This window comes from Photorhabdus akhurstii (assembly GCF_018448925.1).
GTDB lineage: Bacteria > Pseudomonadota > Gammaproteobacteria > Enterobacterales > Enterobacteriaceae > Photorhabdus > Photorhabdus akhurstii.
Genome location: NZ_RCWE01000001.1, coordinates 536,090 through 552,366 on the forward strand (window position 1 = coordinate 536,090; position 16,277 = coordinate 552,366).

Annotated in this window: 16 protein-coding genes, 3 tRNA genes and 2 pseudogenes; 14 read left to right on the top strand and 7 right to left on the bottom strand. The window is 39.1% G+C overall.

All coding sequences use genetic code 11. From position 1 onward, the window contains the following. Window positions 1–317: 317 nt before the first annotated feature. The 3 genes and pseudogenes from EAE93_RS25465 to EAE93_RS02420 form a co-directional block, all read left to right on the top strand. Window positions 318–948, top strand: a pseudogene (locus EAE93_RS25465) (tail fiber protein); the annotation flags it as partial. Between the two features lie 224 nt (window positions 949–1,172). After that, window positions 1,173–1,802, top strand: a complete 630-nt coding sequence (locus EAE93_RS02415) for a tail fiber assembly protein (RefSeq protein WP_214039017.1) — start codon at window positions 1,173–1,175, stop codon at window positions 1,800–1,802. Window positions 1,803–1,950: 148 nt separating this feature from the next. After that, window positions 1,951–2,349, top strand: a complete 399-nt coding sequence (locus tag EAE93_RS02420; protein ID WP_036807686.1) for a hypothetical protein — start codon at window positions 1,951–1,953, stop codon at window positions 2,347–2,349. Window positions 2,350–2,617: 268 nt separating this feature from the next. Here the strand turns inward: EAE93_RS02420 and EAE93_RS02425 are convergent. The 6 genes from EAE93_RS02425 to uvrY form a co-directional block, all read right to left on the bottom strand. Then, window positions 2,618–2,704: transfer RNA gene (locus EAE93_RS02425), tRNA-Leu, on the bottom strand. 6 nt (window positions 2,705–2,710) lie between these two features. Beyond that, window positions 2,711–2,784: transfer RNA gene (locus EAE93_RS02430), tRNA-Cys, on the bottom strand. 41 nt (window positions 2,785–2,825) lie between these two features. Continuing rightward, window positions 2,826–2,901: transfer RNA gene (locus EAE93_RS02435), tRNA-Gly, on the bottom strand. A 144-nt stretch (window positions 2,902–3,045) separates the two neighbouring features. After that, window positions 3,046–3,594: a CDP-diacylglycerol--glycerol-3-phosphate 3-phosphatidyltransferase gene (gene pgsA, locus EAE93_RS02440; protein ID WP_036775416.1), complete on the bottom strand. Its 549-nt coding sequence runs from the start codon at window positions 3,592–3,594 to the stop codon at window positions 3,046–3,048. A gap of 57 nt (window positions 3,595–3,651) precedes the next feature. Then, complete coding sequence (uvrC, locus tag EAE93_RS02445; protein WP_214038996.1) at window positions 3,652–5,484, bottom strand: excinuclease ABC subunit UvrC; 1,833 nt, start codon at window positions 5,482–5,484, stop codon at window positions 3,652–3,654. Further along, the gene (uvrY, locus tag EAE93_RS02450) at window positions 5,468–6,133 is read right to left on the bottom strand and encodes a UvrY/SirA/GacA family response regulator transcription factor (protein WP_036775516.1); all 666 of its coding nucleotides are present in this window, start codon (window positions 6,131–6,133) and stop codon (window positions 5,468–5,470) included. The genes uvrC and uvrY overlap by 17 nt, the downstream gene beginning before the upstream one ends. 434 nt (window positions 6,134–6,567) lie before the next feature. Here uvrY and EAE93_RS02455 point away from each other — a divergent pair, with 434 nt between their 5' ends. From EAE93_RS02455 to phoH, 11 genes and pseudogenes are all read left to right on the top strand, one after another. Continuing rightward, on the top strand, window positions 6,568–6,792 hold the full coding sequence (locus EAE93_RS02455) for a DUF2594 family protein (RefSeq protein ID WP_036775413.1): 225 nt from the start codon (window positions 6,568–6,570) through the stop codon (window positions 6,790–6,792). Between the two features lie 575 nt (window positions 6,793–7,367). Continuing rightward, complete coding sequence (locus tag EAE93_RS02460; protein WP_036775411.1) at window positions 7,368–7,796, top strand: universal stress protein; 429 nt, start codon at window positions 7,368–7,370, stop codon at window positions 7,794–7,796. 163 nt (window positions 7,797–7,959) lie between these two features. Continuing rightward, window positions 7,960–8,298, top strand: a complete 339-nt coding sequence (locus tag EAE93_RS02465) for a hypothetical protein (RefSeq protein WP_040152609.1) — start codon at window positions 7,960–7,962, stop codon at window positions 8,296–8,298. A gap of 119 nt (window positions 8,299–8,417) precedes the next feature. Further along, the gene (locus EAE93_RS02470; protein ID WP_036775410.1) at window positions 8,418–8,855 is read left to right on the top strand and encodes a universal stress protein; all 438 of its coding nucleotides are present in this window, start codon (window positions 8,418–8,420) and stop codon (window positions 8,853–8,855) included. A 366-nt stretch (window positions 8,856–9,221) separates the two neighbouring features. Continuing rightward, complete coding sequence (gene aqpZ, locus EAE93_RS02475) at window positions 9,222–9,917, top strand: aquaporin Z (RefSeq protein ID WP_036775408.1); 696 nt, start codon at window positions 9,222–9,224, stop codon at window positions 9,915–9,917. Between the two features lie 369 nt (window positions 9,918–10,286). Continuing rightward, window positions 10,287–11,057: a phage tail protein gene (locus EAE93_RS02480; protein ID WP_214038997.1), complete on the top strand. Its 771-nt coding sequence runs from the start codon at window positions 10,287–10,289 to the stop codon at window positions 11,055–11,057. 21 nt (window positions 11,058–11,078) lie between these two features. After that, entirely contained in the window at window positions 11,079–11,705 is a 627-nt protein-coding gene (locus tag EAE93_RS02485; RefSeq protein ID WP_214038998.1) for a tail fiber assembly protein, read from the top strand. A gap of 236 nt (window positions 11,706–11,941) precedes the next feature. Further along, window positions 11,942–12,334: pseudogene (locus tag EAE93_RS24280) on the top strand (tail fiber protein); the annotation flags it as partial. Window positions 12,335–12,460: 126 nt separating this feature from the next. Beyond that, the gene (locus EAE93_RS24285; protein ID WP_462806107.1) at window positions 12,461–12,850 is read left to right on the top strand and encodes a phage tail fiber protein; all 390 of its coding nucleotides are present in this window, start codon (window positions 12,461–12,463) and stop codon (window positions 12,848–12,850) included. Between the two features lie 367 nt (window positions 12,851–13,217). Then, window positions 13,218–14,201 carry an endonuclease gene (locus EAE93_RS02495; protein WP_415186273.1) on the top strand — a complete coding sequence of 328 codons (984 nt, stop codon included), beginning with the start codon at window positions 13,218–13,220 and terminating at the stop codon, window positions 14,199–14,201. 562 nt (window positions 14,202–14,763) lie between these two features. Further along, complete coding sequence (phoH, locus tag EAE93_RS02500) at window positions 14,764–15,555, top strand: phosphate starvation-inducible protein PhoH (RefSeq protein ID WP_036775400.1); 792 nt, start codon at window positions 14,764–14,766, stop codon at window positions 15,553–15,555. Window positions 15,556–15,928: 373 nt separating this feature from the next. Here the strand turns inward: phoH and EAE93_RS02505 are convergent, their stop codons facing one another. Continuing rightward, window positions 15,929–16,270 carry an addiction module antidote protein gene (locus EAE93_RS02505; RefSeq protein WP_088776107.1) on the bottom strand — a complete coding sequence of 114 codons (342 nt, stop codon included), beginning with the start codon at window positions 16,268–16,270 and terminating at the stop codon, window positions 15,929–15,931. Window positions 16,271–16,277 lie beyond the last annotated feature (7 nt).

A 16,277-nucleotide genomic window follows, 5' to 3' on the forward strand; every position in this document is an offset into this window, starting at 1 on the left:
TATTCGTGTCCGAATGCCGGAAGATTCAGTTTGGAATTTAAAACAGAATGAGTTGCAGGAAGAGATAGAAGGAATAGGAGAAAAATAGTTTCCAGATATTAAATATAAATGGTTTGGATATATTTCCGATTTTAAGATATTGAATTGCTTATTGCTGCTAATGATATAAAAACAGTCAGTCTCCTAATAAATAGGAATACTGTATTACTCCTCTTTCTGCACTAGACTTTAATTTTAATAAATTACAGTCGGATTGTTTTTACAATAATTAAATATGTTGATTATAAAAAATATTATTCTGCTTAAGGAGGAATTACATGAGTCAAAAAAATGATTTTAAGGCTTTTTCTATTGGCAATAATGCTAATATAATTAGCCAAGAAAAATATGAAGAAAATCAGAATTTGCAGACTGGGTTTCCACGAGATGGTATTACCACTGATATGCTAAATAAGGCATTACGTCAGTCTTCCACGATATCCTCTGTAGTCGCTAATTTTATCGCCACACACTCTGGCAATGATGTTCTGGATGATGGAAATATAGAGAAACTCAACGCCCAATTAAATGGAGCGCTGGAACAAAAAATGGCAACAAAGGTTCCCGATGCTTCATTAACACAAAAAGGTATTGTTCAGCTTACAAATGTGATTGGCAATAGTAATACATTGGCTGTTACACAAAAGCTTGCTCAGGAAATAATAAGTTCGTTACGTGAAGAAATTAATATACCTGTGGGTTCTCCCATTCCGTGGCCGTTACCCTATCCACCTATCAATTATCTCGTTTGTAACGGTGCATTTTTCAATAAATTGCAGTACCCAAAGTTAGCAGAAGCTTATCCTGACGGTAGATTACCGGATCTAAGGGGAGAGTTTATCCGTGGCTGGGACAGTGGTAGAAATGTAGATCCATCGCGTTCAATATTGTCGTGGCAGGAAGGGGCTTATTTGATACAGAATGCTGATCGGGCCAGTCATTTTATTATTACCCCTTCACTCAATGAGCGCAAAAAATTGCAGTGGGATATTCCCCAAAATAACAATATTTCGGTAAGAGCTGTATATTATAAAGCTCAGACAGACTGGACTGCGAATTCCGCATTTATAGGGGTATCAAGGCCCCGTAACATAGCATTTAACTACATAGTGAGAGCAGCAGCATGCAGCGTAATGACAGAACAAAAAAACTTTTTAGAGCAACATGAAGCAGCCGTATTGGGTGAAGACGGATTAGCAATTCAACCCGGCTGGATAAAAGTTTATCATACTAATCAAATAACAAGAGAATTTACTAACGCTGATATTGAATATGTTATGCTCGGCGTCAGTTTGTCAGCGCATTCTTATTTAGATGCACCAGATTTTCCCGATACTGATGACCTGGCTGTTTGTCGCAGTGAAGATGGTAAGCGTTGGGAAATAGTACCTGATTATCGCGGAAAAATCGCTTACGACACGTTAACACTAACTCAACAGGAAATCACTGAATTGGGTGAATTACCTGAAACTCTGACCTTTAAGCAACCTACCACCGATTTTGATAAGTGGGATGGCACACAATGGGTCACTGATAATGTCGCTCTAAAAGCAGATCAGATTGAACAAGCGGAGCGGCAGCGTATGACTTTGTTGCGACACGCTAATGAATCCATTGCATTACTGCAAGATGCTGTTGATTTAGATATCGCTACCGAAGCAGAGAAAGCTGCTCTGTTGGAATGGAAAAAATACAGGATAATGCTCAATAGAGTAAATATTTCGTTGGTTTCCGACATTGAATGGCCAGAACAGCCGAGGTAAAAAGTATAATGAAAGGATATAGTGAATAGTGATTTCCATCACGAAAAAAGAAACAACCCTCGTTATTTTAAATGTAGTTTGTCAGCGGTCTGAGCCACCTTGCGGTGGCCTTTTACTGCTGTATTTTTCAGATAATTAAGGAGTAATTATGGGGTGGGAGCTTCATATAACAAGAGCTGAATGCTTCTCAATGAATGAAGATTGCCAGATTAGTAGCGATGAGTGGCTCGCATTAGTGGCTGAGGATGACGAATTATTCATTGATGAAAGAAATGGCCAGTTTCATGCTAGATGGACAGGGAAGAGCGTCTATGAAGAACCTTGGCTGAATTGGTCTGATGGGAACATATATACAAAACACCCCGATACAGCCCTATATTGTAAGATGTTACAGATAGCCGAAAAACTTAATGCAAAAGTTGTTGATGACGATGATCGTCTGTACTTACTTCCAACCGATTTAGAAAATCCGTCATGGGCTAAATCAAACCAACCTGAAATAAAAAAATTGTTCCTACAAAAGCTCATGAACTACATAAAAAGATAATAATTTTCTGCTAACTCTGTCAGTAAATAGGTTTCACAGCAATGTAGCAATTATTACTTAACTTTTTTATGTGAAAAATATTTTTCTGATGATGTTTTGAGGGGGAAGAGATTGCCTGAAATAGATAATGTATATTTATACAGCGCCGCCAAAGTGCCGCCATTTTGCCGCCACTTCATCATTTTCAGGCCACCGCAGAAAGCAAAAAAGCCACCTTGCGGTGGCCTTTTCTTTTTCCTAACTCACTGTTTTACAGCAAGCTTTTATTTGGTGCCCAGGGCGGGACTTGAACCCGCACAGCCTTACAGCCGAGGGATTTTAAATCCCTTGTGTCTACCGATTTCACCACCTGGGCTGAATCTGGAGGCGCGTCCCGGAGTCGAACCGAGGTTGACGGATTTGCAATCCGCTGCATGGCCACTCTGCCAACGCGCCTTTCTATCTTTAGTTACTTGCCACAATCCTGACCAGTAACTTGGAGCGGGAAACGAGACTCGAACTCGCGACCCCAACCTTGGCAAGGTTGTGCTCTACCAACTGAGCTATTCCCGCACCGCTTTGAACTGGCTGATTTACTTATTTGTTTTCGTAAATCTCATGTGCCGTTCGATGCGTTGCATTCTACTTACTTCACGTATCGAGTCAACACAATTATTGTTACGCTGTGTTTGTTCGATGGTTTTTACGTCATTTCGATCAAGCTTCACGCAAATCAGACCAGGCCGCGTTTACATATTGAAACATTGACCAAAATGTCATCACCGTGGCAACATAAAGTAATATGAATCCGCCCAATTCGAATTCAAAATTAGGGCGCCATAATAAAGCAACTAACGCTGCCATCTGCGCTGTCGTTTTTACCTTACCCATCCAAGAAACGGCAATACTACTGCGTTTGCCTAATTCGGCCATCCATTCTCTGAGAGAAGAGATGATAATTTCACGCGCTATCATGGTTGCTGCCGGGAGGGTTATCCACCACGTATGATAATGCTCGGAAACTAAGACTAATGCGGCAGCAACCATGATTTTGTCCGCGACAGGATCAAGAAATGCGCCAAAGCGGGTTGTCTGCTTCCAAAGGCGGGCGAGAAAGCCGTCAAACCAGTCTGTCGCCGCAGCGACAATAAAAATTGTGGCACAAACCATCGGCGCCCATGTAAATGGCAAATAGAATGCCAGGACAAAAAATGGGATCAGGGCGATACGAAATAGAGTGAGCCATGTTGGTATATTTAATTGCATAGTGCTTCTTAACTATCTGGCTATAGTGGAATTTATAAGTATGGTGCATCAATGTACTTAGTGTTTCAATGCATTATAAATTTTTTCTGCTAATGCATAAGAAATAGTCGGTACTTTTGCGATCTCTTCGACACTTGCGTTGCGTAAAGGCTGCAAACCTCCCATATATTTCAGTAACATTTGTCGGCGTTTGGGGCCGACTCCTTCAATAGATTCCAGTGTACTGGTGTTTCTAACTTTAGCTCTGCGCTGGCGGTGCCCGGTTATTGCATGATTATGTGATTCGTCACGAATATGCTGAATTACATGCAGAGTGGGAGAGTCCGGCGGTAATGCGATACCTTTATCCTCCGTCGTGAAAAATAGTGTTTCAAGCCCAGCTTTGCGATCACTGCCTTTGGCAACGCCTATCAATTGAGGGCGCGTTTTATCCCATCCAACATCAAGAGATTGAAAGACATCTATTGCCTGAGCTAATTGCCCTTTACCTCCATCGATGAAAATAATGTCGGGAATTTTTGACTCATCTAATGCTTTTCCATATCGACGGCGTAATACTTGATTCATGGCAGCGTAATCATCACCGGGAGTAATACCACTGATATTATAGCGCCGATATTCGGAACGTAGTGGGCCATTGCTATCAAAAACGACACAGGATGCAACAGTTTGTTCCCCCATAGTGTGACTAATATCAAAACATTCCATTCTCTGAATTTTGGCTAACTTAACCAATTTGGCGAGAGAGTCTAATCTTTGATGAATGGTTGATTGTTGCGATAAGCGGGTAGTTAGGGCGGTGGTTGCATTTGTGCGAGCAAGTTTCAGATAACGGGCTTTGTCTCCACGAGGGCGGGTTTGAATATGAATTTTCCGCCCGGATATTTCAGATAAAGAATCAGACAAAATATCTTTTTCCGGCAGAGTAAAATCCAGCAAAATTTCTGAGGGCAAAGTCCGATTCTGGCTTCCCTGTAAATAAAATTGGCCAAGGAATGTTTGTACAATCTCATCAAGCTTTGTCCCTGTCGGGACTTTAGGGTAATAACTCCGGCTGCCCAGTACTTTGCCTTGACGTATAAACAGTACGTGTAGACAAGCCATGCCCGCATCAAAGGCAACACTGATAACATCCAGGTCATCGTCTGTTCCTGAAACAAATTGTCTTTCAGTGACCTGACGAACGGCCTGGATTTGATCACGGTATCTTGCTGCATCTTCAAATTTCAGTTGCTGGCTGGCTTGTTCCATTCGATTAATTAATCTGGTTAAAACTTGCTGATCTTTGCCTGAAAGAAACAGACGAATATAATCAACTTGTTGCTGATACTCTTCTTCACTTACCAGCCCGTTAACGCAAGGCCCAAGGCAGCGGCCAATTTGATATTGCAGGCATGGCCGCGAGCGATTGCGGTAGACACTATCCTCACATTGTCGGATAGGAAAAAGTTTTTGCAGTAAGATTAATGATTCTCGTACTGCATGAGTATTTGGAAACGGGCCGAAATATTCGCCTTTAGAATGTTTAGCTCCCCGATGCATTGCCAGCCGTGGGTGTTTATCCGCGCTGAGAAAAATGTAAGGGTAGGATTTGTCATCTCGCAGTAAAACGTTATATCGGGGCTGATAGAGCTTAATGTAATTATGCTCCAATAGCAGTGCTTCTGTTTCGGTATGCGTGACAGTAACATCTATTTGAACAATATTTTTAACCAGAGATTCGGTTTTACGATTGGCGACCTGCGTACGAAAGTAACTGGCAAGCCGTTTTTTTAAATCTTTGGCTTTACCAACATAAATAACCGTACCTGAGGCGTCATACATACGATAAACACCAGGCTGACTGGTTACTGTTTGTAAAAATGTTTTTGAATCAAATTGTTCCGTCACTATTTAATAGACTCTCTGTGTCAAATAGCCCATAACGTATTGCCATATGTGTTAATTCTACATCGCCGCTGATATTGAGTTTACTAAACATTCGGTAGCGATAGCTATTGACGGTTTTTGGGCTAAGATTAAGTTGTTCGGAGATATCACTCACTTTTTGTCCTTTCGTGATCATCAGCATAATCTGTAATTCACGATCAGACAGACAACTTAATGGATTGTCTTTCTGTGGACTAATTTGGCTAAGGGCCATCTGTTGAGCAATATCGGGAGCGATATAACGCTGGCCGGCATTAACTGCGCGAATTGCATTAATCATGTCCTGAGGGGTAGAAGCTTTACTGAGATATCCTCTGGCGCCGGCCTGCATCACCTTCATTGGCAAAGGATTTTCAGTATAGATAGTCAACATGATGACTCGGACATCGGGACAATAACGCAGGATTCTTTTTGTTGCCTCCAGGCCGCCCATGCCTGGCATGTTCATATCCATTAACACGATATCTACTTTATTAGCCCGGCACCACTTTATCGCTTCTTCACCACAGTTAGCTTCTCCTGTTACTGTTATCCCTTTTACGTCATCAAGAATACGTTTTACACCAACCCTGATCAGCTCGTGATCATCGACTAACAAAACATTTATCAAAAAAGTATCTCCAACTGGCTCTATGCTCATACATGAGCTTCATTGACATTGCTTGTGTATTGAATTTGTTTCAAAAGAGTTAACTTCAATTGTCTATTTTTTGACTTTTAGTAAAGATTATATAAAACAATAGAATAGATAAATTATCCTAAAAGTTCATCAGGAATGTGAATATTATACTTATCTCTTCCAAAGACAAAAGAGAATTATTTTATACGATGACAAGTACTGTTTATTTGTAATGGGAATATTCTGCCTATTCTGATTATGATGAAATTAATAACTAAATAAATATTTATAAAATAAATGGTTTTAACAATAATTTAACGCTTTTTGGCGTAGATCTATTTGGAAAATGTATAAAAATAGGGGATGAATTATGTGGTATAATTATTATTTTCATAACGTAATTAATACGTAAACGGGTAACGACTATGAATAAAATCGTTTTAATTCCTTCATCCGATACTGAAACTCTGGCAACAGAGGTGACATGTTTGAAAGTTCTGTTGGCTTCCATTCTTAAAACTATGGGGCAAGCTCATGCAGGGAAAGTTGTACTGAATTTGGAGCGTGTTATTGCAGAAATGGGAGATGAAAAACAGGCTAAGATATTTGAAAATACGGTTCATCAAATAAAAGCGTTATATCGGCAGTGAGGTAGGTTTCAGGGGTTAATGTTATTGCCCCTGTACATCCCACTTTTGCTACAGGTTGAAATGAACAGTATTTATTTTCATAATGTTTTTTTGTAAAATATATTATTATGCGCATTAAATTAGTATAACTATATGAAACTAAAGATGTAATATAAACAAATTAAAAATAATATTAATTGTCCGGTTATAGAGAAAGGGGCGCTAAGGAGAATGATTTGTGACAAATCTTTAAATTATAATTGTTATTTTATCGTTATATACAGAATGATATATTGAAAAAAGGTATCAATTAACTTTTTCTTTTGCAGATAAGTAATGTAATCATCATTGATGACAAACAATAATAGATTCATTGTTATGATAATGATTAGTTTTTACTTTTATAAATGTTAATTCTATGTGAATGGTATGGGTGATGTCTTTATATCGATATGAAATATAAGTGATTTTCTTGATTTTTATCATTGCATCTATATAGTTGAATAACTCATAGTAATTAACAGGATATAGAGTATACTAAATGTAGTAGTCTGGTTTGGTATGTAAATGTGGTATGTAAATATAGGAGCGTGCGTATGTACAAAACTATTTTAGTACCGGTAGATATTTCAGAAGATGAACTAACGAGTAAAGCGGTTAAGCATGCACTGTCTTTGGCGAAAAAAACAGGTGCGAGGCTCCATATTCTTCATGTACTGCCAATTTCATCAGCAATTGTTAATGCATATTCGTTGGGATATGATGAAATTAAGGATAAAGCGACAATTAAAGCCGAAGATGATTTGAAAACGCTGCTTGATACCATCGATTTTCCTGATGACAGGTTATCCTATTCCATTGCATTTGGGTCGCCAAGAGATGAAATAACAGCAGCAGCGACAGAAATTAATGCTGATCTTATTGTTATTGGTTCTAGAAGGCCCAATATTACAACGCACTTGCTAGGATCTAATGCATCTGGTGTTGTTAAATATTCGACAACATCTGTTTTGGTTATCAGATAAGGTAATTGAAACGTAATGGTAGAGATTGGCTAGCCATCTTCGGATGGCTTGCTAGATATTTTCTAGTTAAGGCTGTATTGCTCTATTTTTACTAAATTTGCTCTGACTTCATTTTCATTGAGATTGCATAAAGTTTCGTAGAATTGTTGAGGATGCAATGATTATGGAAAAATTTACCGATAAACTGATTCGTTTGGACCATTTCTTACTGCGGGTGGTACGTTTTTACCTTATTGCTGCAACGTTTTTCTTTATTGGGATAATTCCAGGTGTCCTGGGGTTCTACCTGATAGAAGGGCATACATTTTCTGAATCTCTGCTTAACGCTTTATCTATGCTGGGATCGCAGGGTTTAGATCCCGCTCCTGTTAGTTTATCCGGTAAATATTTTATTGCGATATATGGGGTATTTTTGGAAAGTGTGTTCTTTATTACCTTGGGGCTTGTTGTAACGCCTTTCATTCATCGAATATTGCATAAATGGCATCTTGACTCTGAGTGATTGAAAATAGAGCTATACTGTAATTTGTTTGATTTAGTTAAACAACTCACAACAAATAATGGAATATTTTATATACTCATTAAAGTAGTTAGGTTTGGTATATAAATATAGGAGTGCGTATGTACAAAACGATTTTAGTACCGGTAGATATTTCAGAAGATGAATTGACCGATAAAGCGATTGCACATGCAGAGTATTTGGCGAAGTTATCTGATGCTAATATACATCTTTTCCATGCCGTTCCTGATATATCAAGATTTTCAATTAGTTATAGTTACCAATATGACTTGCTCAACTCTTTTGCCAAGAAATCTATTGCAAGATCAGAAGAGGAATTGTCAAAAGTGGCTGAGAAAATAGACTTGCCAAAAGAGCGAGTCTCTTTCTCCGTAGCCTTTGGATCACCGAGGGATAAAGTATTATCGACAGCAGATGAGATTAAAGCAGATTTAATTGTTATTGGTTCCCGGCGACCTAATATTTCCACCCATTTATTGGGTTCAAACGCTTCAGGGATTGTCGGATATGCAAATATTTCAGTTTTGGTAGTCAGATAAATGACTTGTTCAGCAGTGAAAAAACCAGTTTTCACATAGTACTCGTTGCTTAATAGGTATTATGTTATTCAATACTGACGTGATAATCCGGTGCAGGTATTTTGCATCGGATTTTTCTATTGTTAAAACAGAATATTGAACTTATTTTGGCGATAATTGATTTTAAGTTATCCATTTTTCACCGAAAACTTGATCTGTACAGGATAGATGTTGCTTTAAATCACGGTTTGAAGTGAATATCAGGCAAAGATACCACAAAAATCAGTGGCTTATACGGTTATAGTAAAAATAAGCATGATTTTAATTTATTGGCTATAGTTAATTTCAGCAAGGTGACTCGTTTTGATAACTGGATGAGGACAAAACATGTTAAGAAAATTAGCAGCTGAATTGCTTGGAACTTTTGTTCTGGTTTTTGGGGGATGCGGTAGTGTTGTATTTTCTGCTGCATTTCCTGAATTAGGGATTGGTTTTGTCGGTGTATCTTTGGCATTTGGTTTAACAGTATTAACGATGATATATGCTGTTGGGCATATTTCTGGCGGGCATTTTAACCCCGCTGTAACAATTGGTCTTTGGGCTGGTGGTCGTTTCAAGGCAGTAGAAATTATTCCTTACATTATTTCTCAAGTTATCGGTGGTATTCTTGCCGCGGCAGTATTATATGTTATTGCCAGTGGGCAGGTAGGTTTTGATGCGACTACGAGTGGCTTTGCATCAAATGGTTTTGGCGAGCATTCACCGGGTGGATTCTCACTTCAATCAGCTATTGTAGCTGAAATTGTTTTAACGGCTATTTTCTTAATTGTCATAATTGGTGTGACAGATAGACGAGCACCTCCGGGTTTTGCACCATTAGCAATCGGCTTGGCGCTGGTTTTAATTAATTTGATTAGCATTCCTATTACCAACACATCAGTCAATCCAGCACGAAGCACGGCTGTTGCTATATTCCAGAATACCTGGGCTTTAGAGCAGTTATGGTTTTTCTGGGTGATGCCGATTATTGGTGGGATTGTTGGCGGGGGAATTTACAGATTATTTTTCGCTGAAAAACAATAATTTTTACTGGTGAGTTACCTTGCTTAAGGCCACGCTGTAGTGTGGTCTTTTTTGTCATTGTTATTTTTTCGTCTGTTTTAATAAAGGTAGGAAACATTATCATGAAGATTTGCAGTTATAAATGGCAAAGATAAGGTAACAGATGACAAATGCAAATAAATCTGGATGTATTTTATTGCAATGTGTTGGAGTGTTGGATGATTTATTACTGCCAATTATATAAAAATAATTAACCCTATAAGTTATAAAATAAATTTCATTATTCTTTTCCTGAACTAGACTATAATTAGCGTCAATTGATAGAGGCTATCTGTACGATTATTTAATATATTGATTACTGGATGATATTATTGAATGTAAGAGGAGTATATGAGCCAAAAAAATGATTTTAAAGCCTTTTCTATTAGTGATAATGCTAATGTAGTGAGTCAAGAAAAATATGAAGAAAGTCAGAATCTAAGAACGGGATTTCCACCTGAGAATGTTTCTACTCATGTATTAAATAAGGTATTACGTCAATCCTCAACAATATCATCTGTTGTGGCTAATTTTATTGCGACACAATCTGGTGAGGATGTACTGGATGATGGTGATATAGCTAAGCTTACTGTGCGATTCAATAGCGCTTTAGATAAAGCTTTAGAGCAGAAAGTTTCAAATATTTCCAGCACCCCTGTTGGCTCTCCTATTCCTTGGCCGTTGCCTCATCCACCTTCCGGTTATTTCACTTGTAATGGTTCCGCTTTTAGTCGATCACAATATCCGAAGTTAGCAGAAGCTTATCCTGACGGCAGATTGCCCGATTTAAGAGGAGAGTTTATTCGTGGCTGGGATGATGGGCGTGGTGTTGATAATGGTCGTGGAATTTTAACTCATCAGAGGGATGCTATTAGGAACATTATTGGTAGTGTAAGCGGACGAACTGTTGGAGTTTCATCACGTATGTTCAGTACCGCCGGTGGTGCTTTTTATACTTCGGGAACCGACCCCAATAGTCATTTTAATGTCGGTACTACATATGAATCTATGGCCCAGGACCGATTTAGTGAATTGGGAATCGATGCTTCTCGCGTTGTACCTACTGCGAATGAAAATCGTCCCCGTAATATCGCATTTAACTATATCGTAAAAGCAGAATAATATCGTAAAGGCAGAATAATAATGACACAAGAAAATATCTTAGATACTAAAACCGCTGTATTAGGTGAAGACGGATTAGCAATTCAAGCCGACTGGATAAAAGTTTATCATGTTAATCCCTATTCGAGAGAATTCTCTGGCTCTGATTTAGAATATGTTGCGGAAGGTGTAGGTGTGTCAGCGCACTCTTATTTAGACGCGCCAGACTTGCCCGATTCTGATGATATGGCTGTGCGTCGCAGTGAGGACGGAAGTTATTGGGAAATTGTTCCTGACCACCGTGGAAAAATAGCTTACAACACGCAAGCGGGTGCGCAAGAAGAAGTGGCTGCACTGGGTGAATTACCAGAAACATTAACATTCGAGCAACCGTCCACCGATTTTGATCAATGGGATGGTGAAAAATGGGTAACGGACTTTGAAGCTCAAAAAGTCAGTCAAATTGAGCAGGCAGAACAACAACGTGCTATTTTCCGTCGGCAAGCTGAAGATGCCATCACTGTATTGCAATATGCGGTTGAAACTGAAATGGCATCGGAAGCGGAAAAAGCGCTATTGTTAGATTGGAAAAAGTATTTGGTATTACTGCGTCGGGTTGATGCTTCATCGGCGCCAGATATTGATTGGCCTGAACAGCCGCAAGAATAATATCATTAAAGTTTTATAATCCTCAGATATTAACAAAGCACTGGTTTTTTATCAGTGCTTTGATTAAAGAAATTCGTATAAAAGTCCATATAACTATGAACTCTGATTTGTAAAATTGATTTAATTATCGATTTTAAATTTATTTTCGCCAAAAGTGGAGGGAGGTCAATAAGGATATTTTAAGATGTTGAATATTTTTGACTATAAATAAACATTATTTAATTTGGGGAAGGTATATGAGTAAAAATGATTTTAAAGCTTTTTCTACTAGTAATAATGCTAATGTAGTGAGTCAAGAATGATATGAAGAGAGTAGGGATTTACTGAGTGGGTTTCCACCAAATGATGTTCCCACTCATTTGTTAAATAAAGTATTACGTCAATCGTCAACCATAGCTTCTGTCGTGGCTAATTTTATTGCGGCACAATCTGGTGATGATGTTCTGGATGATGGTGATATAGCTAAACTTACTGCGCAATTAAATCGAGCATTAGAACAAAAAATCACAGCAAAAATTCCCAGTGCCTCATTAACACAAAAAGGTATTGTTCAACTTACCGATGTAATTGGTGATAGTGATACATTGGCAGTGACGCAAAAGTTGATTAAGGAAATAGTCAATTCATTAGTTTTGGGACGATAAGAACGCTAAACCAGACGCCAACGGAAACCTCAAGGTAGCCTCCCCGATAATAGAGAAATCTACCCTGATGGCATATTCTCGACTAATGACGAATCCGAAGGTGCAGAAGTAATAAAAGAGGGAACCGGCATATATCATGTATTAAATATTTTGGGCTATAACGCTGATGGTGGTTGGGGGGTGAATGGGGGCATTTCCGTTCCCCGCGACAACAATAATCTCGAACTGATTTTTGTTGATGATCACGTTCAACCTGACGGCTCTATTATCATTGAGACTTTCCATCGTCAACATGCGCATTTACCGGAGAGATTTCAAAATTGGCGACTCAAATCTATTGATGACAATGGCAACAAGATCTTCTATCAAGATGGAGAGCCTTGTGATATTCCCGATTCCTGCCGCTTAGATATTCGGGTCCAAATGCCAGAAGATTCACTCTGGAACTTGAAACGAAAGAAGTTACAGGAAGAAATGGAGAGTACCGGCGCTTCTAGGTAATAAATGCTTCTGGTAGTAAATTGCAGTAAGACGGGGCCATATATCGGCCCTGTATCTTAAGCCGATGTTGAACATCATTCTCTATTTTTTCATGTCGGTGGTGAGTGATATAACCGCTTGTTTTTGAAACATATGGTTTATATATCGATCTCATAATACCCGATTAATCATTCCACAATAATGGAATAACGGCCATCTTGTGATATCTCAACTTGTTCATTGAATAGCCTTTCTTTTTAAAAGAGAAGCTAAGAAGAAATGCAAAGAAATAATATTTGTCTTATAGGTCGATTATGAGGCAACATAAAAGCGTAAAATCAGAATGATATTTTTGCATAAGTAGGGTTTATCATTGAAACGTAAAGTTATTTTTTGGACAATTCATATTGGGTGTTTCAGTTTAATTGCTCCTTTATCTTCTTTTGCCGCTCCGACCACCTTTGAACAAGCTAAAGTTGAATTGCGTAAACGCATTTACCATGATCAATTTAAGTCAGGAGAAGGGACATTTTATTGTGGTTGCGATTGGCAATGGACAGGTAAGAGCGGTGGACGCGCAATTCTTTCTTCGTGTGGTTATCAAGTCAGGTCACAACAGAATCGAGCTGAACGAATTGAATGGGAACATATTGTTCCTGCCTGGGTTTTTGGGCATCAGCGGCAATGTTGGCAAAATGGAGGGAGGAAGAATTGTGTCTCTTCCGATCCGGTTTTCAGGGCAATGGAATCCGATATGCATAATTTGGCCCCATCAATTGGCGAGGTTAATGGCGATCGTAGTAATTTTGGTTATGGAATGTTACCGAAAAATATGCCAAATGATTATGGTCGTTGTACCAGTAAAGTCGATTTTAAATCTCGTACATTCGAGCCTAGAAATGAAGTAAAAGGGCAGGTTGCGCGGATCAATTTTTATATGCACGATCGTTACAATCTTTCTATGTCCCGTCAACAACAGCAATTATTTATCGCTTGGGATCGTCAATATCCACCGAGTAAATGGGAGCGGGAGAGAGATAATCGAATTGCCGGTGTTATGGGGCATCATAACCCTTTTGTTACCGGTGAACAAAAATGGCAATTGTGGCATAAAAACTCTGCTGCTGGCATTCCCAAAAACGAGCAGAGAACAGGGCAAAGAAATAGTCAAACAGATATCCAGAGACAACGGGTGTTACCTGATGCATCCTCCACAGGATTAATTAAAGGGAATAACAACAGCAAAATCTATCATTTTTCTCATTGTTCAGGTTATAAGGTGATGCAGGAGAAGAACGCGGTCTATTTTAAAACAGAAACGGAAGCAAAAAATGCGGGTTTTCGATTGGCTGGAAACTGTAAGGGTACTTAACAAAACAGATAATTAACTATTTACTCTGTTGTCATCAATAATAATATTGTTGCCATCTGGTGGAGAAGAGTACTTTCAGGTAGTAACTTCTTTGTCGGATGGCAACTGAATGTATCAATACAATAGTAGCCAAATCAATAATGGCTACTATGATGTTAAGTCATTAGCTTATATTAATGAATGCTTATCATTGTAAATATTAAGTCATATTATTCAATGAATTAAGTTTCTGGCAAAAATAAATAAACGATAATGTCGATGATTTTTAATCAAGAGCTTCTGGCGCGTTTGTCATAACTTAGAAATTGTCATTATACTGTCATAATGATTCGTTAGTTTTCACTAAATAGAAATAATGGTGAGTAGTGTTAATGATTGATATTCCGATGATATGCGAACCTGTGGGAGTATCAAAGTCATTAATATATGCGACGGTTTTACCATTGTTTTTCTATGGGGCTGAATAAGCGAAAAGGAGGCGCCTATCTGTTTGAAATAATGTAGTTATTATATCGGTGATATGACACCGGATGGGTGAAAACAACGATAAGGTGATACTGCTATGAGTAGACAGAAAGCAGTGATTAAATCACGTCGAGAGGCAAAACGGATGATGAAAAGGGATTTGCGTCATCATCAATGTTATCAGGATGATAATGTAACCTCTCTGGTACAACTCGGTGGCGTAGAAGCCATTGGTATGGCACGTGATAACCGGGATACTTCGGAAATTTTGCCACGGACTGAAACGCAATGGCGTTATATGCGCGCAATAAACTATAAAAAATTGATTATTGCCAGTGGGGAGGCGGGCTGCGGTAAGACGTTTATCAGTGCGGCAATGGCTGCGGATGCGTTGATTAATAAGGAAATTGATAGGATCATCGTCACCCGCCCTGTATTACAGGCGGATGAAGATCTCGGTTTTTTGCCCGGAGATATGGCTGAAAAATTTGCGCCCTATTTCCGACCAGTTTATGACGTTTTATTAAAACGCATGGGAGCATCATTTCTGCAATATTGCTTACGACCTGAAATTGGCAAAGTGGAAATTGCGCCTTTTGCCTATATGCGAGGTAGAACATTTGAAAACGCATTTGTGATTCTGGATGAAGCCCAGAATGTCACTGTTAATCAAATGAAAATGTTTCTGACCCGGCTTGGGGAAAATGTTACTGTGATTGTAAATGGTGATATAAGTCAATGCGATTTGCCGGTTGGAGTCGTATCAGGATTGCGTGACGCACTGGAAAGATTTTCAGATGATGAAATCGTCAGTGTTATCCATTTTAATCAAGAGGATTGCGTTCGTTCTCAATTGTGCCAGAAAACGTTATTGGCTTATTGTGAATAAATTGCGGAAATACGCCGTTGAGGACTTTTGTAACAGCGCCTCACGGCGTAATCCTTGATTATTCCGCCTATTTTAAATCCTTACCTTTATTGTTTAATTCTGGATATGGATAAACTGGTGATATGACCTTAGTGGCGCTACTTTATTTTCCAGTAATGTGGTTCGGAGCGCTTAAACAGGGGAGCTAAACGGGCGTGTAATGTATGCAGCTCCTGTGTCCACAGGGTCAACGGTATTTGCATCGAATCTTTCGCTATGTTGGCGTGAAAACTTGGCGTATTATTACACAACATCTACGGCTGTAGTACTAGGCCGATTTGTGGGGCTGAGGAATGAACCCCCCACAAATCGGCGCTAATAAACCAGCACCATATTAGGAATAGTGGACCGGGGTTAATCTAACTCCCGCTGCACGTGTTATTTCAGTAATAGTGCTCAATGTCGGATTGCCATTAGCGGATAACGCGCGGTAAATATGCTGTCGGGCAAGACCGGATTTTTTGGCTATCTCACCAACGCCGCCACGAGCCTCAATGATCTGGCGTAATGCAATAAGGAACGCACCAACGCCACCCGGCTCGTAAATGTCTTCTAACGCCGTCTGTAAATAGATTTCAGCGTATGCAGGATCGGCGCGCAACTCTTCAATCATTGCAGTATCGTGATCGATTGAAGCTGGGATATTAGAGTCACCTGCTTCGCAGGCTACTTTCATTTTGATT